Source organism: Streptomyces sp. NPDC047315 (assembly GCF_040643215.1).
Taxonomy (GTDB): domain Bacteria; phylum Actinomycetota; class Actinomycetes; order Streptomycetales; family Streptomycetaceae; genus Streptomyces.
On record NZ_JBEYTZ010000003.1, the window covers coordinates 258179 to 278776 of the forward strand.

General features: G+C 71.1%; 24 protein-coding genes and 1 pseudogene. 7 read left to right on the top strand and 18 right to left on the bottom strand.

The window, feature by feature from the left end:
• Positions 1-197: 197 nt before the first annotated feature.
• From ABZ842_RS04715 to ABZ842_RS04725, 3 genes and pseudogenes are all read right to left on the bottom strand, one after another.
• Complete coding sequence (locus ABZ842_RS04715; protein ID WP_361531556.1) at positions 198-1292, bottom strand: helix-turn-helix domain-containing protein; 1095 nt, start codon at positions 1290-1292, stop codon at positions 198-200.
• A gap of 9 nt (positions 1293-1301) precedes the next feature.
• A pseudogene (locus tag ABZ842_RS04720) lies at positions 1302-1424 on the bottom strand (DUF397 domain-containing protein); the annotation flags it as partial.
• Positions 1387-2382 (bottom strand): helix-turn-helix transcriptional regulator, encoded by a 996-nt coding sequence (locus ABZ842_RS04725; RefSeq protein WP_361531559.1) that lies wholly within the window; start codon positions 2380-2382, stop codon positions 1387-1389. The gene ABZ842_RS04725 and the pseudogene ABZ842_RS04720, both read right to left, overlap by 38 nt.
• Between ABZ842_RS04725 and ABZ842_RS04730 the strand changes: the two genes are divergently transcribed.
• The 4 genes from ABZ842_RS04730 to ABZ842_RS04745 all read left to right on the top strand — a co-directional run bounded on the left by ABZ842_RS04730 (position 2381) and on the right by ABZ842_RS04745 (position 4292).
• Positions 2381-2518, top strand: a complete 138-nt coding sequence (locus ABZ842_RS04730; RefSeq protein ID WP_361531562.1) for a hypothetical protein — start codon at positions 2381-2383, stop codon at positions 2516-2518. The two genes, ABZ842_RS04725 and ABZ842_RS04730, sit on opposite strands and share 2 nt — an antisense overlap.
• 185 nt (positions 2519-2703) lie before the next feature.
• Positions 2704-2919 (top strand): hypothetical protein, encoded by a 216-nt coding sequence (locus ABZ842_RS04735; protein ID WP_361531565.1) that lies wholly within the window; start codon positions 2704-2706, stop codon positions 2917-2919.
• Positions 2909-3418, top strand: a complete 510-nt coding sequence (locus ABZ842_RS04740; RefSeq protein ID WP_361531568.1) for a DUF6879 family protein — start codon at positions 2909-2911, stop codon at positions 3416-3418. The genes ABZ842_RS04735 and ABZ842_RS04740 overlap by 11 nt, the downstream gene beginning before the upstream one ends.
• Positions 3419-3443: 25 nt before the next feature.
• Positions 3444-4292, top strand: a complete 849-nt coding sequence (locus ABZ842_RS04745; protein WP_361531571.1) for a helix-turn-helix transcriptional regulator — start codon at positions 3444-3446, stop codon at positions 4290-4292.
• A 20-nt stretch (positions 4293-4312) separates the two neighbouring features.
• Here ABZ842_RS04745 and ABZ842_RS04750 read toward each other — a convergent pair whose 3' ends face one another.
• The 4 genes from ABZ842_RS04750 to ABZ842_RS04765 all read right to left on the bottom strand — a co-directional run bounded on the left by ABZ842_RS04750 (position 4313) and on the right by ABZ842_RS04765 (position 7165).
• Positions 4313-4801, bottom strand: a complete 489-nt coding sequence (locus ABZ842_RS04750) for a hypothetical protein (protein ID WP_361531574.1) — start codon at positions 4799-4801, stop codon at positions 4313-4315.
• Between the two features lie 96 nt (positions 4802-4897).
• Positions 4898-5122 (bottom strand): DUF397 domain-containing protein, encoded by a 225-nt coding sequence (locus tag ABZ842_RS04755; RefSeq protein ID WP_361531841.1) that lies wholly within the window; start codon positions 5120-5122, stop codon positions 4898-4900.
• Between the two features lie 136 nt (positions 5123-5258).
• Entirely contained in the window at positions 5259-6482 is a 1224-nt protein-coding gene (locus tag ABZ842_RS04760; protein WP_361531577.1) for a HAMP domain-containing sensor histidine kinase, read from the bottom strand.
• Between the two features lie 20 nt (positions 6483-6502).
• Entirely contained in the window at positions 6503-7165 is a 663-nt protein-coding gene (locus ABZ842_RS04765; RefSeq protein ID WP_361531580.1) for a response regulator transcription factor, read from the bottom strand.
• Positions 7166-7400: 235 nt separating this feature from the next.
• On the opposite strand from ABZ842_RS04765, the gene ABZ842_RS04770 reads away from it, so the two are divergent.
• Both ABZ842_RS04770 and ABZ842_RS04775 read left to right on the top strand, forming a co-directional pair.
• Positions 7401-8858: an ABC transporter permease gene (locus tag ABZ842_RS04770; protein ID WP_361531583.1), complete on the top strand. Its 1458-nt coding sequence runs from the start codon at positions 7401-7403 to the stop codon at positions 8856-8858.
• A gap of 4 nt (positions 8859-8862) precedes the next feature.
• Positions 8863-9579, top strand: a complete 717-nt coding sequence (locus tag ABZ842_RS04775; RefSeq protein ID WP_361531586.1) for an ABC transporter ATP-binding protein — start codon at positions 8863-8865, stop codon at positions 9577-9579.
• Positions 9580-9611: 32 nt separating this feature from the next.
• Here ABZ842_RS04775 and ABZ842_RS04780 read toward each other — a convergent pair whose 3' ends face one another.
• A complete protein-coding gene (locus ABZ842_RS04780; protein ID WP_361531589.1) occupies positions 9612-10487 on the bottom strand; it encodes a PhzF family phenazine biosynthesis isomerase in 876 nt (291 codons plus the stop codon).
• A gap of 95 nt (positions 10488-10582) precedes the next feature.
• On the opposite strand from ABZ842_RS04780, the gene ABZ842_RS04785 reads away from it, so the two are divergent.
• Positions 10583-11026 carry a hypothetical protein gene (locus ABZ842_RS04785; protein WP_361531592.1) on the top strand — a complete coding sequence of 148 codons (444 nt, stop codon included), beginning with the start codon at positions 10583-10585 and terminating at the stop codon, positions 11024-11026.
• Here the strand turns inward: ABZ842_RS04785 and ABZ842_RS04790 are convergent.
• The 10 genes from ABZ842_RS04790 to ABZ842_RS04835 form a co-directional block, all read right to left on the bottom strand.
• Positions 11010-12281, bottom strand: a complete 1272-nt coding sequence (locus tag ABZ842_RS04790) for a YrhB domain-containing protein (RefSeq protein WP_361531595.1) — start codon at positions 12279-12281, stop codon at positions 11010-11012. The genes ABZ842_RS04785 and ABZ842_RS04790 overlap by 17 nt on opposite strands.
• Positions 12278-12601 (bottom strand): hypothetical protein, encoded by a 324-nt coding sequence (locus ABZ842_RS04795; RefSeq protein ID WP_361531598.1) that lies wholly within the window; start codon positions 12599-12601, stop codon positions 12278-12280. The genes ABZ842_RS04790 and ABZ842_RS04795 overlap by 4 nt, the downstream gene beginning before the upstream one ends.
• Before the next feature lie 19 nt (positions 12602-12620).
• Positions 12621-14261 (bottom strand): putative T7SS-secreted protein, encoded by a 1641-nt coding sequence (locus ABZ842_RS04800; RefSeq protein ID WP_361531601.1) that lies wholly within the window; start codon positions 14259-14261, stop codon positions 12621-12623.
• Positions 14261-14896, bottom strand: a complete 636-nt coding sequence (locus tag ABZ842_RS04805) for a hypothetical protein (protein WP_361531604.1) — start codon at positions 14894-14896, stop codon at positions 14261-14263. The genes ABZ842_RS04800 and ABZ842_RS04805 overlap by 1 nt, the downstream gene beginning before the upstream one ends.
• A 16-nt stretch (positions 14897-14912) precedes the next feature.
• Positions 14913-15470: a hypothetical protein gene (locus ABZ842_RS04810; protein WP_361531607.1), complete on the bottom strand. Its 558-nt coding sequence runs from the start codon at positions 15468-15470 to the stop codon at positions 14913-14915.
• 74 nt (positions 15471-15544) lie between these two features.
• Positions 15545-16801: a cytochrome P450 gene (locus ABZ842_RS04815; RefSeq protein WP_361531610.1), complete on the bottom strand. Its 1257-nt coding sequence runs from the start codon at positions 16799-16801 to the stop codon at positions 15545-15547.
• Positions 16798-17556 (bottom strand): ATP/GTP-binding protein, encoded by a 759-nt coding sequence (locus ABZ842_RS04820; protein ID WP_361531613.1) that lies wholly within the window; start codon positions 17554-17556, stop codon positions 16798-16800. Before ABZ842_RS04820 ends, ABZ842_RS04815 begins: the two co-directional genes overlap by 4 nt.
• Positions 17534-17893, bottom strand: a complete 360-nt coding sequence (locus ABZ842_RS04825; protein ID WP_361531616.1) for a DUF742 domain-containing protein — start codon at positions 17891-17893, stop codon at positions 17534-17536. Before ABZ842_RS04825 ends, ABZ842_RS04820 begins: the two co-directional genes overlap by 23 nt.
• Positions 17890-18336 carry a roadblock/LC7 domain-containing protein gene (locus ABZ842_RS04830; RefSeq protein WP_361531619.1) on the bottom strand — a complete coding sequence of 149 codons (447 nt, stop codon included), beginning with the start codon at positions 18334-18336 and terminating at the stop codon, positions 17890-17892. The genes ABZ842_RS04825 and ABZ842_RS04830 overlap by 4 nt, the downstream gene beginning before the upstream one ends.
• The gene (locus ABZ842_RS04835; protein ID WP_361531622.1) at positions 18333-20171 is read right to left on the bottom strand and encodes an ATP-binding protein; all 1839 of its coding nucleotides are present in this window, start codon (positions 20169-20171) and stop codon (positions 18333-18335) included. The genes ABZ842_RS04830 and ABZ842_RS04835 overlap by 4 nt, the downstream gene beginning before the upstream one ends.
• Positions 20172-20598 lie beyond the last annotated feature (427 nt).

Sequence of the window (20598 nt, forward strand, 5' to 3'; positions counted from 1 at the left end):
GGCGTCCTCCTGACGTTCCGTCTGATACTGAGGGACACGTGAGGTACCGGAGATCGGTTCAGCCGTAGCCGCGTGAGCACGGGCCGCGTGCGCGGGATGTGAAGCCGGCCTGCACTCCCTGCTAGTGACCGGCGGGCGCGGTCGGCCCCACAGTGGAGACCCTGTCCTCGCACAGCCGGTGGACAGCCGACCGGGAGTCAGCGGGCGGGCGTCAACGGGGGTGCCGCTCCTGCCGACCCGGCCGACCGGGGCGCGTCCGGATCCGTGGCAGCACGGGGTGCCACGGCGATCCGGCGCACCTCGGATGGCGTCGTCCCGTACGCCGCCCGGAAGGCCCGGCTGAAGTCCGCGGCGCTGCGGTAGCCCCACCGCGCCGCGACGTCCGCGATCGTACGGTGCCGTACGCGCGGATCGGTCAGCTCGGCCCGCGTCCGCTCCAGCCGCCGACGGCGGATCGTGGCCGCGACGGTCTCCGGCTGGTCGCGGAAGAGTAGATGGAGGGCGCGTACGGATATGTGGTGCGCGGCGGCGATGACGGGCGGCGTCAACCCTGGTTCGTGCAGATGCCGTTCGATGAACGCGACGATCCGCACGCGCAGGACCTGCTGCCGGGACTCCACGGGCAGCACCCGCTGCACGTCAAGCCGCTCGGCGAGGAAGGCGTGGGCGAGGTCGATTCCGATGCGCCCGAGCCGCCGCAACTCCTCCGGCTCGAAGGGCTGGTACCGCAGCGACGCCATGAAGTGCGCGAGCAGCGCACCGGTGCCGGCGCTGGTTCCGTCTCCGGGCGTCAGGCGCTGGGCGAGCAGGCCGTCCACGTCGTCCTGGGAGAACGGGGACGACGCCCGGGGCAGCCGTAACAGGGTGGTACGGGAGAGCCGGCCGTCGTCGACGAACTCGCTGTCGAGCGGGTGCGACGTGTCGAACAGCGCCATTTCCCCGATCCTGAGCAGCACACTCGACCGCCGCTGCGCCACCCCGATCGGCGGCCCGTGGACGAGCATCAGATAGTGGTTCTCCGGGTCGGAGCGCCGGATGTGCCGGTGCTGCCGGGTGGCGACCAGGGGCGAGAGGGAGAACCCGGCGAGCCGGACCCCGTCGCCGAGGTCGGCACCCATGGCGCGCCCGCGGAAGGTGGGCGCGTGCGGGCTGTCGATGGCGACGGGCATCACTTCCTGCCCCACCATCTCCCCCCACCAGGCGAACCGTTCCTCGGGAGCCACCCCGTCAGTCGAGACGGCGACGACGGGCGACGCGCCGTGCTCAGCGGGCGTACCGGTCGCCGTCGCCACGGTGGCGGGTCAGACGGCGGTGTTCTTGGCGTAGGAGAGGAGCCCGGTGAAGGCGTGGGGGGTGAGGTGGAGGACGGGCCCGGTGGGGTTCTTGCTATCGCGTACGGCGATAGTGGTGGCGGAAGTAGATACGAGGGCGACTTCTAGGCAGTCGCCGCCGTTGGCTCCGCTGTGGCTGCTCTTGACCCACTCCGCCGTCAGGCAGGCGACTTCCAGGCAGTTGCCGCCGTTCTGCCCACTGAAGCTGCTCTTGACCCACGTTGCCGCGCTGAGCTGGCCATTCATTGCAGGCGTACCCCTTCATGAAGTCGCCGATGAGGGCGGCGGATTCACGGGCGGACAGGGCGTCCGCTCTGAGCACATCATAGGTCTGGGCGTGTTGTTCGTAGACCGTCGGATCGTCGGTGAAGTGGCCTTGGTCCAGTGACTCGGAGTACACCCAGCGATGGCCGTCGGGCAGCGTGATCAGTGACATCGAGGTGTCCGGGCGAATGAGGGGGAGTTCGGCAGGCGCCACTTGGACACGGATGTTCGGGTGGTCGCTGACCGCCAGGAGATGGGCGCACTGGGCGTGCATGACGGACGCGTTTCCCACGACGTTCCGCAGCGAGCTTTCGTCCAGGACGACGAACAGTAGCGGCCCGTCCGGGTCCAAGAACCGTTGCTGTCGACTGAGTCGCGCGTCAGCGCGTTCCCTGGCAGAACTCTGATCCATGACTTGGGAGAACAGAGCGAAGGCGTACTCGTCGGACTGAAGGAGCCCCGGCATCACGAGAGCTTGGTACGACCGGAGACACGTCGCCCGCGCGTCCATGTTTGCCCGTCGCTGGAACCAGTCCGGATGGTCCACCCGCTGGTACCAATCCACCTTCGGCCACAGCCGCGCCAGCATCGCTCCCGTCTTCAGCACCTCGTCGCACCGCATCACGAACGGCAGTTGGGGCACCCGCGTCCCCGCTTCCACCTTCGCGACCAGCGAGCGATCACAGGGGATCTTGCTCGCAAGCTCCTCCTGCGACAGGCCCGCGCCCTTGCGGTGCTCCCGCAGCACGACGCTGCTGACGGCGGTGTGCGCGATGTGCTGCCGCATGACGTACGCGCCGGTCCCGTACGGCTGCGTGGACGGCGCGAACCACTACGCCTGCCCGGAGTGCGTCCCCCTCCTGACCCCGGGCCCGACCCCGGAGGAACACCCCTCCATCACCTACCAACCAGCACTCTTCTAACCCCTGCCCCCCTGAACCGGCCGCCCCTGAGCCCAAGCCCTCCCGCGATCCCTGCCGCGGGCGGACGCGGGGGCGGCCACCGTGCGCGACGGTAGAAGTTCGTGCAAGTCGCCGGCGCCCGCCTGTCGATCGAGTGCAGGCTCGATCGCGGTGACACCGAGGAGCGAGGCCCGGAGGGAGCCCCCATGGCGTTGCATCGGTTGGGCAAGGACCCGGAGAGCCCCAACAATGGCTCTCCGACGGTGTACCTGGACGACGAGACTGGGAACTACGTCTTGCAGGGGTGGCGGGTCACGGATCCCCACCGGCTGGCCCAGCTCGACATTCCCGAGCACGAGACCGTCATCGAATTCCCGAGGCGCATGATGCAGTTCTTCCCGGAGGTGAGGGGTGGCGAATGAGTCATCGTTCGAGGACTTGTTCCGGTCGGCCCGGGACGCCGCGTACCACCTGGAAATGAGGGACGCGTACGGGGTGGACGACGACTACCGGGAATGGGCGGAGGGCACCCGGTTCGACCCGGCCGAGCGCTGGTCCTGGTGGGTCGACCTGGTCTCCGCGGGTGTGTCGCGGGGCGTGGTCGTGCGGCGGGCTCGGGTCGTCTCGGAGCCGATCTCCCCGTACGTGCGCTACGAGTACGAGCTGACCAGCGGGCATAACGTCAAGGCCGGGGAGGACGTGCGCTGGTTGCCGCGGCGGCAGGCATCAGGGTTGGCGCTGCCGGGGAATGACTTCTGGCTCTTCGACGGCACGTCCGTCCTGTTCAACCACTTCGCTGGAGACGGGACGATGACCGGTGAGGAACTGGTCACCGACCCTGTGGTGGTCAAGCTGTGCGCCTCGGCCTTCAGCGCGGTCTGGGACCGGGCCCTCCCGCACGAGGACTATCGACCGCTCTGAGTACTCAATCCTTGATCGGTCCGTCATGAGCAGCTCGTCCAGCGTCCAGCAAGCCCGAGAGGCCCTCGGTAAACGCCTGCGGGAGATCCGACGGGACTCCGGGCTGACCGCGCGGGAGCTCGCCTCTCGGGCTGGCTGGCACGAGAGCAAGTGCAGCCGTGTCGAAACCGGGCGCACCCTGCCGTCGGACGACGACCTGCGCGCGTACGCGCTCCACTGCGGGGCCGGGGAACAGGCTGCCGATCTGATCGCCGCCGTGCGCAACATCGACGGCACCCACGTCGAGTGGCGTCGCATGGAACGCTCCGGCTTGCGCCGCGCACAGGAGTCAGTGCTCCCGCTATGGCAGCGGACGCGACACTTCCGTGCCTACTCCTCATGGCTCGTGCCAGGGCCGTTCCAGACCCCCGCCTACATCGAGGTCCTGCTGCGGGCCATCCGTGATCGACGGTCGCTGCCGGACGACGTGGCGGAGGCGGTCCGTGTGCGAGTGGACAAACAGCGCGTCGTGTACGAGGGGGGCCGCCGCTTCGCCGTGCTGCTTGAGGAGAGCACCTTGCGGCACCGGGTCGGAGGAGCGCAGACGATGGTGGGGCAACTGCGCCATCTGATGGCTTCGGCCGCGTTGCCGAACGTCAGCTTGGGAGTGATCCCGCTGGGGGCGGACCGCAGTGCGCTCTGGCCAGTTGAGGACTTCTGGATCTTCGATGAGGCCCAAGTCAACGTGGAGCTCGTATCGGCCTTCCTCACGCTCACCCAACCCCACGAGGTGGGCATGTATGCCCGGACGTTCGCCGGGCTGTCGCGAATGGCCGTCCACGGGAGCCCTGCGCTGGATCTGATGGAAGCGGCGATCGCTGATCTCGGCCGGTGACGTCGGCAGGTGCCGACAGATCAGTCCCCCTTCAGCGGGCAGGGGAGGGCGGGGTCGGTGCGGTTGGGCGAGCAGGTGACCAGCGCGACGGAGTGGAAGAGCGTGCCGGTCAGGTAGTGGCCCAGGGACACGTCACCGCCCCAGGCCGAGCGTTCCACTGCGACGCGTGAGAGAAGCGCGAGCCTTGCAGGGTCGCGTTCGGGCCCGTGGGCGAAGCGCGACGCGTACTCGGCGAGGCGGTCGGCGAGCCAGGCGCCGGCTTCTTTGGGCTCGCTCCAGGTGCCGCGGACCGTGGAAGCGGGCTTGAGCAGCCAGTGCGCGGTCTGCATCGGCGGCAGGTCCGTGACGGCGAACTCCGCCACCACCTCGCGGTAGCGGTCCAGGAGTCTTTGTGCGACGGCGTCGCTTGGCCCGGCGGGTGGGGGTGGGTGCGGGTGAGGAGGGCGGCGTACGGCCTCGTCGTCGAACGTCCTCTTCTCGCCGACCCATGCGTAGCCGTGGTGGTGCACGACTGCTCCGATCCGGTCGTCGGGCCTGGGGGGTGACGGCCCCCGCGCGCGGGCGGGGCGGGCGGGGACCGTCGGGGGGAGGGGCGGTGGCTACGGTCAGACCGAGAGCCCGAACCGCGTCAGGTCGACCCCGGCCGCATTCAGCTCCGCTGTGGTGAACCGCAACGGCTGGAGCTCCGGGCGCTTGCTGTCGCCGAGGGCCCACGCGTCCGGGCCGATGCGGGCGAGCGTCACGCAGGACTCGCCGTCCGGATGGGTGTTGCCGCCGCACGCCGTGGAGAACTCGGCGGCTGTGAGGGGGAGCCCGTACAGATCGGTCATCGTCATGTCCTTCCTGCTTTGTCGGAGGCTGACGGAACCTGACGGTAGGGATGGGCGGAGGCGGCGGGCCACGTTCTTGCACGGGCTTGCATGTGGACCACCCAGGAAGGTGATTCCGGTGACCTGAAGGTGCCGCCTACCGGCCGGCGCCCTGCTGACGTCCAGGCATCCGCGGCAGCTTCGCCCGCACCGTCAGGCCCCCGTCGGGGTTCGCGTGGGCCGTCACCGTGCCGTGGTGGGCGTGGACGATCGAGCGGACGAGGGCGAGGCCGAGGCCGTGGCCCGAGCGGTCGCTGGTGACGCGGGAGCGCTGGCGGTAGAAGGGCTCGAAGACGCGGCGGGCGACGATCTCTTCGACGTGCCGGCCGGTGTTCGACACCTCGATGACGACGTCCTCCTCCCGCGCCACCGTCAGACGCACCGAGCCGCCGGGCTCGTTGTAGGCCAGCGCGTTGTCGAGGAGGTTGAGCAGGAGCTGGCGCAGCAGGGTCGCGTTGCCGGCGGTGGTGCAGTCGGGGGTGGTGTGGACGTCGAGACGTAGGTCCGCCGTGGCCGCCTGCGCGGTGCGTTCGGCGGACGCGGACGTGGCGAGGGCCGCGAGGTCGACGGGCTCGGGGTCGAAGGCAGCGTGGTCGGCCGAGGCCAGGGCGAGGAGCGCCTTGACGATGGTGATGTTGCGTTCGTTCGTCTCGACGAGCATGGGGGCGAGTTCGGCGAACTCCTCGCCGCTGGGGTCGGCCGCGGCGATCTGGAGGACGGCGCGGGTGGTGGCCAGCGGGGTGAGCAGTTCGTGGGAGGCGTTCGCCGCGAAGCGCTGGTGCGCGGCGAAGGACTCCTCAAGGCGGGCCAGCATCGTGTCGAAGGTGTCGGCGAGCCGCTTGAGTTCGTCGGCCGGGCCGTCGGCGTTGATGCGGTACTGCAGCTGGCCGTCCGCGGCCTTCGCGGCGGCCTGGCTGATGACGCCGAGGGGCGCGAGGAGGCGCTTCGACAGCCGCCAGCCGACGGCCAGGCCGATCGCCGTCACCAGCAGGAGTCCGCAGACGGACAGCCACAGCACCGCGTTCCAGACGTCCTCCTTGCTGTTGATCGCACCGCCCGCCCGCAGGCCCGGCCGGATTTCCTTCGGAGTGCTGACCTCGGGGAACGGCTCCCCGGAGCGCGGCGCCTGCGACACGGCGGCGTCGGGGATGAGGACGGTCTCGGCGAAGTCGTACGTCGGCACGAAGCGCATGCCGATGTAGATGACGACGACCATCAGCACGGCCGAGGCGGCGAGCGCGCTCGCGAAGCCGAGGAAGAGCCGGGCGTGGATGCTCCGGGCCCGGCCGGGGCGCCACCAGCCCGGCCGCGCCTGCCGCACACGTCGCTGCTGCGGGCGCCTCACTTGACCCCCAGGTAGTAGCCCGCGCTGATCGCCGTGTGCACCAACTGGGGCTCACCGAGCTTGCGGCGCAACGTGTGCACCACCAGACGCACCGCATTGGTGAGCGGATCGGTGTGCGCGTCCCACGCCTTGTCCAGCAAGTACTCCGCGCTCAGTACGCCGCCTTCGGCGCGCATCAGCAGCTCCAGCACCGCCAGCTCCTTCGGCGCGAGGCGCACCTCGCGCCCGGCGCGCAGCACGCGGCGGCGATGGGTGTCGAAGACCAGGTCGGCGAAGGTGAGAACGGGCGCGTGGACCATGGGGCTGCGCCGATACAACGCACGGAGCCGGGCCACGAGTTCCGGGAAGTCGAACGGCTTCGCCAGGTAGTCGTCCGCGCCGAGACCGAGCCCCTCGACCTTGTCGCCCAGGCGCCCCGCCGCCGTGAGCATCAGGACGCGGCACTCCAGGCGCATCGCGACGACGCGCCGGCAGACCTCGTCGCCGTGGACGCCGGGCAGGTCGCGGTCGAGGACGACGGCGTCGTAGTCGTACACCGCCAGCTTCTCCAAAGCGGCCTCCCCGTCGTGCACGACGTCCACGGCGATGGCCTCGCGGCGCAGTCCGATCTCCAGGACCCGCGCCATGTACTGCTCGTCCTCCACCACCAGCACCCGCACGACCGCGCCCCCTCTTTCCCGAAGCTGTTTCCTGTGAATTCCCGCGTGCATTCGACGCCCGGACCGCCGACGCCACCCACACCTATCAAACGCGGTATGTGAACCGTGTATGAGCGCCGCCCCGGGCCGCCCGCCCGACAAACGCCGCTCAAAACATTGCCTGGCTACGTTGACTTGCGGTTTCACCAAAATTCGCCGGGTAGCCGGTTAGCCGGGTAGGGAGTTGTCGTACGCGATGAACCTTTTCAAACGGGCGTGGTGGCGGCTGACCAGCCACCTCGGGAAGACCCTGATGATGGTCGGACTCTTCTTCGTCATCTGCACCCTGGTGCTCTCCGGATTCCTCATCCAGTCCGCCGCGGCACGTGCGGCCGACGACGCGAAGCAGAACGTCGGCGCCGTCGTCACCATGCAGTTGGACGTCAACGCCCTCATGAACTCGGGGAAGTCGGACAAGCCCGAGAGCGGCGAAATCGGCGTGATCGGCCCCGACGGCGAGCTGCGTCGTAGTCTGGTCGACAAGATCTGCGCGTCACCCGTGGTCAAGCAGTGCAACTACACGACGGACTCGGGCGCCGCGCCCACCGCCGGATCGAAGCTGTACCGGCCCGTGCCGGCGCCGCCCGGCGCCTCCAACGAGGCCGTCGACCTCTTCTCGGCCGACGGCGTACGCGACCAGCAATCGGTCGCGGCGTTCCGGAACGGGGACGCGAAGATCGTCGCCGGGCACGGAATCGGACCGAAGAGCAAGCAGGACGAAGTCGTCGTCGAGGAGCGCCTCGCCAAGCAGAACGGGTGGAAGGTCGGCGCCGAGATCAAACTGAAGGTCGGCGAATTGCCGATGCCGGGACAGAAGAAGAACGAGGAGGAGTTCACGTTCAGGGTCGTCGGCATCTACGCCAGCGGCACCGCGGACACCGGCCGCTACGTACCGCCCATCATGGACCCGGTGAACAAGCTGTACGTCACCCCCGACGGCGCCACCCTGCTCTACGGCAAGAAGCTGGAGGCCGAAGGGGGCGAGGTCAAGCAGGCCACCTTCACCCTGTCCGACCCGGCGGACCTGGCCCCGTTGAAGAAGCACGCGAAGGCCGCCGGCGCCGACCTCGACATCTTCCCGATGACCGTCAACGACAAGCAGTACAAACAGCTCGTCGGGCCCATCACCAAGACCGCGGACTTCGCGACCGTCACCGTGTGGCTCGTCGCCCTCGCCGGCACCGTGATCCTGGCCCTGATCGTCGCCTCGTCGCTGCGCGAGCGCCGCATGGAGCTGGGCATCCTGCTCTCGCTCGGCGAGAAGAAGCCCAAGCTGCTCGGCCAGCACCTGGTGGAGGTCGTCGCCTGCGCGCTGATCGCGGTCGGCCTGGCCGCGGCGGGCAGCCAGTTCCTGTCCCAGGCCGTCGGCGACCGGCTGCTGTCCAGCGAGGTGTCCTCCGCCAAGGAGTCCGCGGCGGACGAGGAGAGCGGCGCCGACCACAGCAGCACGGTCATCGGGACGGGCGGCCCCACCCCGGTCACGGACGACGGCCCCGAGGTCAAGCCCATCGACTCGCTCGACGTACGCCTGGCCGCCGTCGACATCGTCAAGGTCGGCGCCACCGGCCTCGGCATCGCCGCGCTGGCCACGCTCGTCCCCGGCGCGCGCGTGCTGCGCCTCCACCCGCGCGACATCCTCACGAAGGGCGCCTGAACCCATGACTTCCGACCCGCAGGTCCCGGCCCAGGCCCAGGCCCCGGCCTTGGCGCCGGTGCTCGAACTCGTCGACGTGACCCGCACCTACCAGAGCGGCAACCGCAAGCGCACCGTGCTCAAGGGCGTCAGCTACGCCTTCGAACCGGGCCGCATGTACGCCGTCATCGGCCCCTCCGGCAGCGGCAAGACCACCCTGCTCTCCCTGGCCAGCGGCCTGGACTCACCGACGTCCGGCACCGTCCGCTTCCGCGGCCGGGACGTCGCGGAGCTCGGTCTCGGCCGCTACCGCAACCAGCACGTCGCCACCGTCTTCCAGTCGCTGAACCTGCTCACGTACATGACGGCCGTCCAGAACATCACCTCCGCCATGGAGATCACCGGGGTGCGGCAGGGCGGCAAGAAGCGGCGCGCGGCCGAACTCCTCGACCTGCTCGGGGTGGACCCCGCCGACCGCGACCGCCGCACCCTGCAACTCTCCGGCGGCCAGCAGCAGCGCGTCGCCATCGCCCGCGCGCTGGCCTGCGAGGTCGACGTCCTCTTCGCCGACGAGCCCACCGGCAGCCTCGACCACGAGACGGCGGCCGGCATCGTCGCCGTCTTCCAGAAGCTGGCGCACGACGAGGGCAAGTGCGTGGTGGTGGTGACCCACTCCCGGGACGTCGCGGACGCCTCGGACGAGGTGCTCCAACTCAAGCGGGGCAAGCTCGGCGCCCGGTAGCCGCGCCGCGCCGCGCCGGGCCTGGCCCGGCCTCAGCCGATGCGCGCCCCCGTACCGCTGACGCGCACGCGCGGGTCGCCCGCGCGCAGCGTCACCGTCAGCTCGCCCGGGCGCCCCAGGTCCTCGCCCTGGTGCAGGGTGAGGACGGCGTCCGGCGGGACGAGGCCGAGCTCGCGGGCGTACGCACCGAACGCGGCGGCTGCGGCGCCGGTCGCCGGGTCCTCCACGACGCCGCCGACGGGGAACGGGTCACGGACGTGGAAGACCGTGGCCGACTCCCGCCACACCAACTGGAGGGTGGTCAGGTCCAAGCGGTGCATCAGCGCTTCGAGACGCGCGAAGTCGTACGCGAGATCCGCGAGACGGGCCCGCGTCGCCGCCGCGAGCACGAGGTGCCGGGCGCCGGCGAACGCGACGCGGGGCGCGAACGCGGGGTCGAGATCGCCGGCCGGCCAACCCAGCGCGGCCAGCGCCTCCGCCACGTCGCCGTCGGCGATCTCCGCGACGTGCGGCTCGACGCTGGTGAGCGTGGCCCTGACCGCCCTGTCCTCCTCCCCCTCCGCCGACTCCACTTCCACCTCCACCGGCACGGTGCCGGCGCGCGTCGCGAACACCAGCTCCCCGGGCCCGATCCGCTCGGCGAGCGCGACGGCGGTCGCGATGGTGGCGTGCCCGCAGAACGGCACCTCGGCCTTGGGACTGAAGTACCGGATGCCGTACGCCCGCTCCTTCGGGCCCGCGGTCAGGAACGCGGTCTCCGAATACCCCAGCTCGGCGGCGATGCCCAGCATGTCCCCGTCGCCCAGCCCGGCCGCGTCCAACACCACCCCGGCGGGGTTCCCACCGCCCGGGTCGCTGGAGAAAGCGGTGTATCGCAGGACCTCGGGCCGCGGCGCGTTCGTCGTCATGCCCGGTGGCAACGGAGCCGGGCGCGCGCCTATTCCCCCGGCGCTGCGTCGTCGGCGCCCGGCGCCTGTCAGTGCCGTCTGCCACCGTGGTCCGTATGACGACCGACGACCGGACCTGGCACCTCAGCGACATCGAACGGGCCCTGCGCGTCAGCTGGTCCGCGGACACCTGCTCCCCGGACGACGTCGAGCGATCACGGTGGACGGCCGCCAACCCCGCGTGGGGCCAGTGCGACGTCACCGCGCTCGTCGTCCACGACCTGCTCGGCGGTGACCTCGTCCTCGGCGAGGTCACCCTCGACGGCTCGGACCACGGCTACCACTGGTGGAACCGCCTCCCCGACGGCACCGAGGTCGACCTCACGCGCGAACAGTTCCGCCAGGGCCAGATAGTCACCCCCGGCCGCACGGTCCACCGCCCGCCGGGCCGGCTGCCGCGCCGCCACGAGGAGTACGAGCTGCTGCGGGCGAGGGTGCTGGCGGCGCTGCGCGACGGCGGGGCGACGGAGTCCCCGCGGGACCTCACCGGTAACGGATGACTCGGACCCCGCACTCCCGCAGCCCGTCGACCCCGGTGAACTCCCGGGCCGAGCCGTCGACCAGGCCCACGACGCCCTGCGGCGAGTGGAATCCGGTGAGCAGGAGCCCGGTCGCCGAACGACCCTGGCCGTCCGCCCGTAGGACCCACACCAACGCCCGCGCCCCGGGCGGAAGCGCATGCAGTGCGCCCACTGCCTGGCTGATCGTCGTGTGGTCGGTGACGGACAGCACCTGGCCGAGCTGCCGCACCGTGGGGGCGAACCAGGCCGCCGGACCCGGCGCGGGCGTGGGGCCCACGGGCTCCCCGCGGTCCCACGCGGCGAAGCGGGCCCATGGATCCGAGTTCGGGAGGAGGAAGGGCGGCTCGGCGTCCTTCGGGACGACGAGGGACGCGTCGACCATCGCGTCCCGCCAGTCGCCCCCGCGTCGATGCGCGGTCGTCTGGATGGCGAACAGCCAGCCGCGGGCGGTCTCGTCACCGGGGTTCGGCGCGACCAGCTCCACGGGCTCCTGATACGCCCCGCGAAGCCACGCCTCCGCCTTGCGGCGCGCGGTGTCGAGGTCGCCGGCGGTCGCCGGCGCGGAACCGCTGACCCGGGCGAGGACGAGTTCGACCACGCCGGTCGTGTCCAGACGGCCGAGGCCGCCCTTCATGCCGTCCAGGAACACGGCGTCACCGCCGTCGTTGAGGACGTTCATCAGGTGTCCACTGGCTTCCGCACCGCCGACGGCACGGCGCACCCACACCACGCCGTGCGTACCCGGACCGGTCTCCTTGACGTGCCGGACGACCTCGTCCCAGGTGCGGCAGCGCAGTTGCTCCGCGGTCGGGAAGTAGCGGCGGAGCAGCAGCTCCCACCACCCGGGGGCCTCGTGCGCCGGCTGCCACGGCAGGGGAGAGGACGCTGCCCCTCCGGCGATCTGCGCGGCCGACGTGACGACGCACCCACGGGCGTTCAACCGCCGCGCCCGCGCCTGGGGAGTGCGTTGCTCCGGGGGCGTACGGGGGTACGCGGAGGCGTCGGCGAACGGGTCGTCCGCGGCGGGGTGGAAGGGCGGACTCCCGTCCTTGGGCACGACCACGGACGCAGCGAGCATCGGCGTCTGCGGATACCCGGGCGCGGCGACGGCCCGGCAGGAGAAGAGCCAGGTGTGTGCGTCCTGCGCCACGGGTTGGGGGACGGCGAGCTCGACGAGCCCGTGGTAGGTGTGCTGGAGCCAGTGCTGGGCGACGTCCACGGGGGTGGCGATCATGACGACGCCCGCAGGTGGGGCGGCCACACGCCGGTGTCGCGGAACTTCTGGAACTCCTCGACTGAGGCGTTCGTCGGCGGACCGTAGGGGGTGGAGCCGTCGCTGGGCACGATGAGGACCTTCGTGAAGGGACCGTCCCACGGCCGTCCGCTTTTGAGTCGTTCCTCGGAGTCGTACCAGATGATCCAGCCCGCACAGTAGGCATAGGACTTGTCGGGGAGAACGACCAAGGTCCACGGCGGCTCGTCGGGCGACCTTTGGGCGTAGACCTGTTCGATATGGGCCCGAGCAGCCTCAATGGCTTGTTCTTTGGTGAGCATGGGAAGAATTTCGCCTTACCTATCGATAGGGGACGTGCCAGATTTGTGTGGTCCCGCGCTCCAGCACGGCCAGCGTCCCGCTCTGCCCGTCCAGGAACACGACGCCGTCCGGTGTCTTGACCGCGTTGAACACATGGGCAGTGCCGTCTGGTCGCTCGATGTGCACGATGCTCCGTGAGCCGTCCCCGCGCTCCTTCAGACTGCTGATGATGTCGTCGTAGCTGTCAACAGGCTTGTACGCGTCCCAATCGACCCCCAACTCCTTGAGGGGGACGTGCCCTGCTTCGTCCCTACGTGCAGCTCCGACTTCGATGCCGTCGAGACGCTTGTCGACCGTGACGACATTGTAGGAGCAGTTGTCGACATAGCCGGGATGCCCCGTGTTGTTCACGTCCTTGAGCCACGGATACCGGTCGTCCAGGAACTTCTGTGCCTCCTCGGGAGAGACCGAATCCGCGTGGATGGACGGTTCCTTCACCTCCTTCGTCTTGCGCGCGAGGGAGGCCCATTTGTTCTCCGGAACGTTCGGCGGGGTTCCCGGCTTGCCCGCCACCTGTGTGCCCTTGCGGGCCGCGCCCGCGCCCTTCGTGCCCAGCAGCTCGGGCAGCAGGCGGCCGAAGCCCTCGCTGAAGTCGTCCTTGAACGGGGCGATCAGCGCCCCCGGGATGCGTTCCGGGTTCGCCGCCGTCGAGATGATGCCCGCGGCCGTCAGATTGAGGTTCTGCCTGTACTCCGCCGGGTGCGAGAGGTTGTAGAAGTCCAGCGGGTTGAGGCCGCGGGCGAAGTTCAGCATGCCGGCGGTGCCCTTGATCACGCCGCCACCGACGTGGGCCAGCTCGGTGTTGACTGCCGTGCGCGTGTCGGAGAGGTTCGCCAGGGCGCGGTCCAGCGGGGGAGGCTCGGCCGGGGCGTGGCGGGTCGCGGCTGCGACGGCTTCCTGGACCGTGGCGGCCACCGCGTTGCGTTGGCGGCGGGCCTCCGTGAGGACGTCCTGCGCCTGCTTGCGCTGAGCGAGTCCGGGGTCGGAGAACGGCTCCGGCGCCGGGCCGGGGTCACCTCCCGACGAGACGGCCGTCCGGTAGGCGTCCACCTTGTTGTTGTGCGCCTTCGCCGCGTCACGGGACGCCTGACGCCCCGCTTTGTAGAGGTCGATCGCCTGCTGGGCCTGCTCCTGCGCCCAGGTCACGGTGTCCGCGTACCGGGCGAGTGCCTTACCGGCGGCTTCGAAGGAGTCGGCCGCCCTCAACCACTGTGCCGGGTGCATCGCGAACTTCGCGCGGAAGGCATCCGCCGCCTGTCCCCGCCAGCTCTCCGAACTCAGCGCCTTCATGCCCTCGCCGACGCTGTCGAACGCCGACTGGAAGTCGGCCAGGTGCTTCGCCGACGCCCTGATCGCTGAGGGCGAGCCGTGGACCAGTTCGTTCGCCTGCTCCGTCTCTCCCAGGCGCTGCTCTCTGATGGAGGCCCCGAGACCGGAGGCGACGCCGTCACCCCAGTCCTCGACGTCGTCGGCGACTCCCTCGGCTCCGACGTACTCCAAGCCGTCGCCGATGCGGTCGGTGGTCCAGTCGATGCCTTCGCCGACGGCCTTCTTGCCGGCGTCCAGGCCGTCCTCCAGCTTGCCCAAGCCCTTGTTGGCGAGATCGCCGAGATCGACCATCAGCGTTCGCCCTCCTTCTCCGGCGCGGAGGGCTGGGGCGGAGCCACGCGGTCGACGAAGCCGTCCACCTCGTCGCCCAGACCCACCGCGTCGACGAGACGGGGGGCGAGCGCGGTGTTGGACTCGTTGACGTCCCGGAGCGTCTGTTGCCACGCCTGCTTCGACGCCTCGTCGGCGCGCTCGAAGGACTCGCTGCTGTAGTCGGCGTCCCGGAAGTGGGTGTAGGGGTTGCTGGACAGCACCTCGCCCCAGTCCTTGGCGATCACCTCCTCCTCCGACGCGTAGGGGTTGCCCATGCCCGCGTTCACCAGGACCTTGAAGCTCCCCTGGACGTACTGGTCAGTCTCGAACTGGGCTCCCGCGGCGAGGCCGACGTCCTGGGCGAACTCGTTGGCGTCGCCGATCAGTTTGCGTACGCCCCACTCCCAGCGTTCGCAGTACGTGTCGAAGGCGGACGTCAGCCCGTCGTGGCCGGTCTGCAGGCCCGACAGCGCGATGTCCGCGAAGCCCCGTCCCGCGCTCGCGGTGCCCACCATGCCGAGTTCCCGTAGCTCGGCCAGGGCCTTGGTGATGCCACCCGTGATCTGTGCGATGGCCGCCTCCGAGGCGGCGAGATCGCCGTCACCGTTGCTCATGTCCCCCCATTTGCCGTCAGATGTTCAGTGGGCCCGTTGGCCGAATGTCGCCCCCGTCCAGGGCTACCCGGTCGGGAACGATCCCGCGCAGGGGCGGGTACATGACCGGGTCCGGCCCGGCCGAGTCCAGTGCCACCCCGCACGGGAAGCCCGCGACGGGCACCACCTCGTCCAACAGCAGGGCCCCGGTGACCCTTCGATAGGTCCATTCCCGCCCGGCTTCGTCGCGGGCGTGCGCGAACCGGGCCAGGGCGTCCTCGTCCGTGAACGCGCAGATCCAGTCGAGACCGCCGAAAGGGACGGTCAGCAGGCCGTCACCGTCGTCCAGCGGGACCAGGACAGGGCGGCTGCGGAAGGCCACGAGTCGGGCCCGGGCCTGCTCCAGGGGGCTCTCGACGTCCGCTGAGACCGGCGAAGCCACCGCTGTGCCGGACGTGCCGGACGCACTGGACGTGCCGGACGTGCCGGACGTCTCGGATGCGTCGGACGGGGTCATCGCGGCACGTCGGGCCAGCGCCCGTTCCTTCAACTGGCGCCATTCCTCGGCAAAACCGGGATCCGTTCCGGAACTCATCCCCCACCCTCCGGACTGCTCTTGCGGGTTGACGACCCTAACCATTGGCTGGGAGCAGTCGGATCGGAGGGTGGTCACCGTGGCCGGAAACGTACCGGTAGCGCCGCCAGGCTCTTCGTCCACGGGGACTTGACCCAGGCCAGCGCCGACTCCGGGACCGAGAGCCGTAGGTCCGGGAGGTGGTGGCAGATGGTGTCCACCGCCGTGCGGGCGATCAGGCGGGCCGGGTCCTGGGCCGGGCAGGTGTGGGGGCCCGCGCCGAAGGCCAGGTGGGCGCGGTTGCCGATGACGGGGCAGCCGTTCGGGGGGAGGGCTTCCGGGTCCTGGTTGGCGGCGGCGATGCCGAGGAGGAGCATGTCGCCGGCGCCGATGCGGCGGCCGGCGAGGGTCAGGTCGCGGGTGGCGTAGCGGGCCGGGACGTTCTGGGTCGGGGGGTGGCGCCACAGGACCAGGTCCAGGGCGTCGTCGACGGTGAGGTGGCCGCCCGTCAGGGAGGAGCGGAAGGCCGGGTCGCACAGCAGCACGCGCAGGGTGGTGGCGATCCAGTCGACCGTGGTGCCGTTGCCCATGGTGAACATGACGACCAGGTTGTGCAGCACCTCGTCGTTGGAGAGGCCCGCCGGGTGGTGCAGCAGCGCCGAGGTGAGGTCGCAGCCGGGGGTGCGGCGCTTGGTGTCGATGAGGGAGAGCAGGATGGCGTTCATCCGCTTGCTGGCGTTCACCGAGTCCGCGTTCGCGGCGACCACGCCCGTGATCGCGTGCACCAACTGCTGGCCGGTGCAATCGTCGAGGCCCAGGAGCTGGATGATGACCAGGGACGGCAGCCGGCGGGCGTAGTGCGCCACCAGGTCCGCCTCGCCGCGGGAGGCGAAGGAGACGATCAGGGCCTCCGCGGCGGCCCGTACGTCGCGCCGCAGTTGGTGGCCGTCGATGCGGGCGAGCGCGTCGGAGACCGCCGTGCGCATCCGGCGGTGCAGTTGGCCGTCCGCGTACAGCAGCGCCGGGCGCCAGCCCACCGTCGGCATGATCGGGGACTCGGGCGGCACCCGGCCCTCGCGGAACGGGGTCCAGCGGCGCGGGTCGTGCGAGAAGTCCTGTTCGTCGCGGGTGAGTCGGAGGAGTTCGCGATGGCCGAGCACGAGCCACGCGGCTATCCCCGGCGCGATCGTCACGGGCGCCACCGGGCCGTGGGAGCGCCGTAGCTCCTCGTAGAACGCGGGGAGGGCGTCGCCGTCCAACTCGGGGCCGTACAGCAGGGGCGGGACGGCGCGCCGCGCACCACCGGTACCGGTCCGGGACGAGGGGTAGGCGTGCGGCGGCGGGTGGCTCACTCGGGGCTCCCACCTGCCGCGCGGTCGTCGATCAGATGCCGCAGCAGTGCGATGAGCGCCCGTACGGACGACTGCGTATCGCGCGCGTCACAGCTCACCAGCGGCGTTCCCGGCAGCAGGTCCAGCGCCTCCCGCAACTCCGCGTCCGGGTAGTGGGGGCTGCCGGGGAAGTGGTTGACCGCCACCGCGAACGGCAGGCCCAGGTCCTCCAGGTTGTCCAGCGCCTCGTAGGAGGACTCCGGGTCCCGCGCGTCGACGAGCGCGAGCGCGCCCAGCGCGCCCTTGGCGAGGTCGCGCCAGGTGGGCAGGAAGCGCTGCTGGCCCGGGGTGCCGAAGAGGTAGAGCGCGAGCACGCCGTTGATCGTGATCCGGCCGAAGTCCAGGCCGACGGTCGTCGTCACCTTGGGAAGGCCGCCCGGCGCGGCACCCGCGGCACCCGCGGCACCGGCGGCACCGGCGGCACCCGCGGCGCCGTCCACCGCCGCGCCCGCCTCCGTCAGTTCCTCCTCCGTCGACAGCGGCTTGATCTCCGAGACCGTGCCGATCAGCGTGGTCTTGCCCACCCCGAACGGGCCCACGACCAGGATCTTTGCCGAGCCCGTGACGGTGGGGGCCAGGTACTTCGAAGCGTACGAGTGCGAGTGCGCGGGGGTCGCTGCGCCCTGTGGGTGGTCGGGCGGGGCGGCGTGTCGCCGTGCCCGGTCGTCCCCGGGGGTCTCCCGGTGACCGGCGTCAAAGACGGCGTTCGAGCCCATCGAGGACCTTTCTCAACATGGTCACGTCGGTGCGGTCGGCCGGCGGGATGGGGGGACGCACCGCCACCAGGCCCCAGTGCACCAGGTCCGAGAGCAGCACCTGCACCACCGACGGCGGCTGACCGAGGTGTGCGGCCACCTCGGCCACCGACAGCAGGCCCTGGCACTGTCGCAGGATCGTGTGGTGTTCCGGCTGGAGCTGCCCGGGAAACGCGGCGTCCGTGGCCACCACCAGGGCCTCCCAGGGCAGCGGCTCGCCGCCGGCACCCGCCCGGCCCCCGGTGATCACGTACGGCCGCACCGCCCGGTGCGTCCGCTCCTCCGGACGGTCCGTCATGACGGGTTGGACACGGGATCTCTGGGCTGACTGCTCAGGTGTGCGCCGATTTTCACCACCAGCAGTTGCATCTGCTGGGCCACCAGGCCGATGTCCGCTTCCGTGCCGGTCGCCACCCCCAGGTGCGCACCGACCCCGGCGTGGGTGAACAGCACGAAGCCGTGCTCGGACTCCAGCATCAACTGGCGCACCCCCGCGCCCGCGCCGAACAGCAGGGACGTGGTGGAACGGCTGGTCATGTTCATCGCCGCACAGGCCGCCGACAGGGCCTCCGCCTCGCCCACGCTCAGCGAGGGCACCGGGCCCGACAGGTTCTTCGCGGAGGCGTGCCCGAGCCGCAGGCCGTCCTCCGAGACGACGACGGCGTGCCGCACGTCGGAGATCTCGATCAACGGCCTGAGCAGCCAGCCGAGATCCGGAAGGGTCGAAAGGGTCCCGGTCACGGTCTGCCTCCACGGAAAACGTCGGGGTCGGTGGGGTGTGCTTCGGTGAGGGGGACGGGGGCGGGGCCCGGGACCCGCTCCCGGGGCTCCCAGGGCTCCCGGGGCTGGGCCCACGCCGGGGCCTGCGCGCGGACCGTCCGCCCCCGCGCCTGGGCGGGAACGTGGACCTCGGCCTGTGTCTGTGCCTGGGTGTGGATCTGGGCGGGGGTACGGGCCCGGGCCTGCGCGTCGGCGACGGTCGCCCGCCCGCGGCGCGAGCCGGACACCACGTTGGCGACCGACGCCCGCGCGGCCTCCGGCGTCCACCCGGCACCGGCACCGGGCACGGGCGAAGGCTCCGGTACGGGCTGGGGCTGCAACGCCTGCTGCGCCGCCGCCTCCACCGCCGCACCCCGCCGGCTGCGCCGCCGCGGCAGCGCCTCCCGCGGCGCGACGCCCTGAGCGGGCCGGGTGCCGTACGCCTCCGACGCGTACGCATCCGGCACCTGTGCGTGGGACGTCTGCGCGTGCGAAGCCTGTGCGCGTGCGTATGACGCCTGTGCAGGCACGTCGTACGCCTGCTCCTCGTACCGCACACCGGCCCGCACACCGGCGCCAGCAGCAGCGGTGACCCCGTACGCACCCGGCCGGGCCTGCGGCAGCACCGCCTCGCCGGCCGCCGCGAAGTGCGCGAACGGCTCCGTCAGCAACCGGTACGGCAGGAAGGTCACCGCGCGCGTGCCGCCGTACGCCGAAGCCGTCGACAGCTCCACGCCGAAGCCCAGCTCCCGCATCCAACGACCCGCGCACGCCAGCCCCAGCCGGGGCACCGCGCCCAGGTTCGTCACGTCCAGGCCGTCCCGCAGCCGGGCCGTCGCCAGCTCCAGCACGTCCGGCGCCATGCCGAGGCCCGCGTCGTCGATCTCCACGACGGCCCCGGCGCCCACCTCGCGGATGGTGACCACGACCTGCGTGCGGGAGGGGGAGAACACGGTCGCGTTCTCCAACAGCTCCGCGATCGTGTGCATCAGGCCCTCGACGGCGGACGGCACCACGTACTGCGTCTGGCCGCCGTGGATCTCCACCCGGCCGAACTCGACGATCCGCGACTGGGCGCCGCGCACGCAGTCGTACAGCGACACCGGTCGGGTCTCCCGGCGTGCCGGCCAGCTCCCGCACATCACCAGCAGCGTCTGCGCCTTGCGGGTGAGCTGGGCCGCGGCGTGGTCGGCCTTCATGACCCCCGCCATCAGCTGGGGGTCCTCGATGGACTGCTCGACGTCGTCGAGCACCTGCTGCTGCACCGTGGCCATGGCGTGCATGTGGCGGGCCACGGACTCGAAGGCGGCCTCCACGGAGTCGCGCAGGGCCCGCTCGCGGCGGGCGCCCTCGTCCGAGCCGAGCGCGGCGACGACCTCGGCCAACTCCCTCGCGAACTCCTCACCGGTGTCGGCGGCCGGTGAGAGGGGTCCGGGGACGTCGGCGAGGCCCTGGCCGGCGCGTTTGCGCTCGACTATCGCCGGGAGGCGTACGGACGCCAGATGGGTCACCTCGGCGGCGCGCACCTCGCCGGTGCGTAACTGGGCGGCCACCCTGCTCCGTTGCAGGCGCAGCAGTCGGGCGAGCAGCAGGGCCCAGGAGAACGTCAGCACGGCGACGGCGGCGCCGCCGCCCGCGGCTATCCGCCACTGCTCGACGGAGGTGTGGAGACTGGTGAACACGGCCGCGGCGGCCACCGCGGTGAGGGTGGCGAGCGGCCACCACAGGGACGTCCGGACCGGGGCCGGTGGCGGTGCGCCGGCCCGCGCGCCGGCCCGGCTCACCATCTGCGCCCCGTTCGCCCCGCTGCGGGGCACGGCCCCGGGTCCCCACGGTGCGGTCCCGTCGTCGACGGCAGGACGGCGGACGGACACAACGAGACGACGGATGAACGCACGGATGAACGCACGGACGAAAGGGCGGACGAACGGGGTGTGAGGTCGTGTGGGAATCGGCGGAGGGTGATCGGGTCGTCGGGGACGACCACGACTTTCGAAACGACGATCACTGAAGACAGAGTCCTTCCCGGACACGTCGGACTCCCGCAGGGGGACGGGAGCGCACCGTAATCCTACGATCAACTGACCGTGTTCGAATATGAGTTGGCGAAGTCGGATCCTCGGCGGCTGGTCGGCCGGGGAGGGGGTCGGGTCCGCGGTGCAAGTAACGTGTTCCCCAAGTCTCCACACCATCAACACAGTCGGACGGAGACTGCCTATCCTGTTGGCATATGGCCCGGTACCG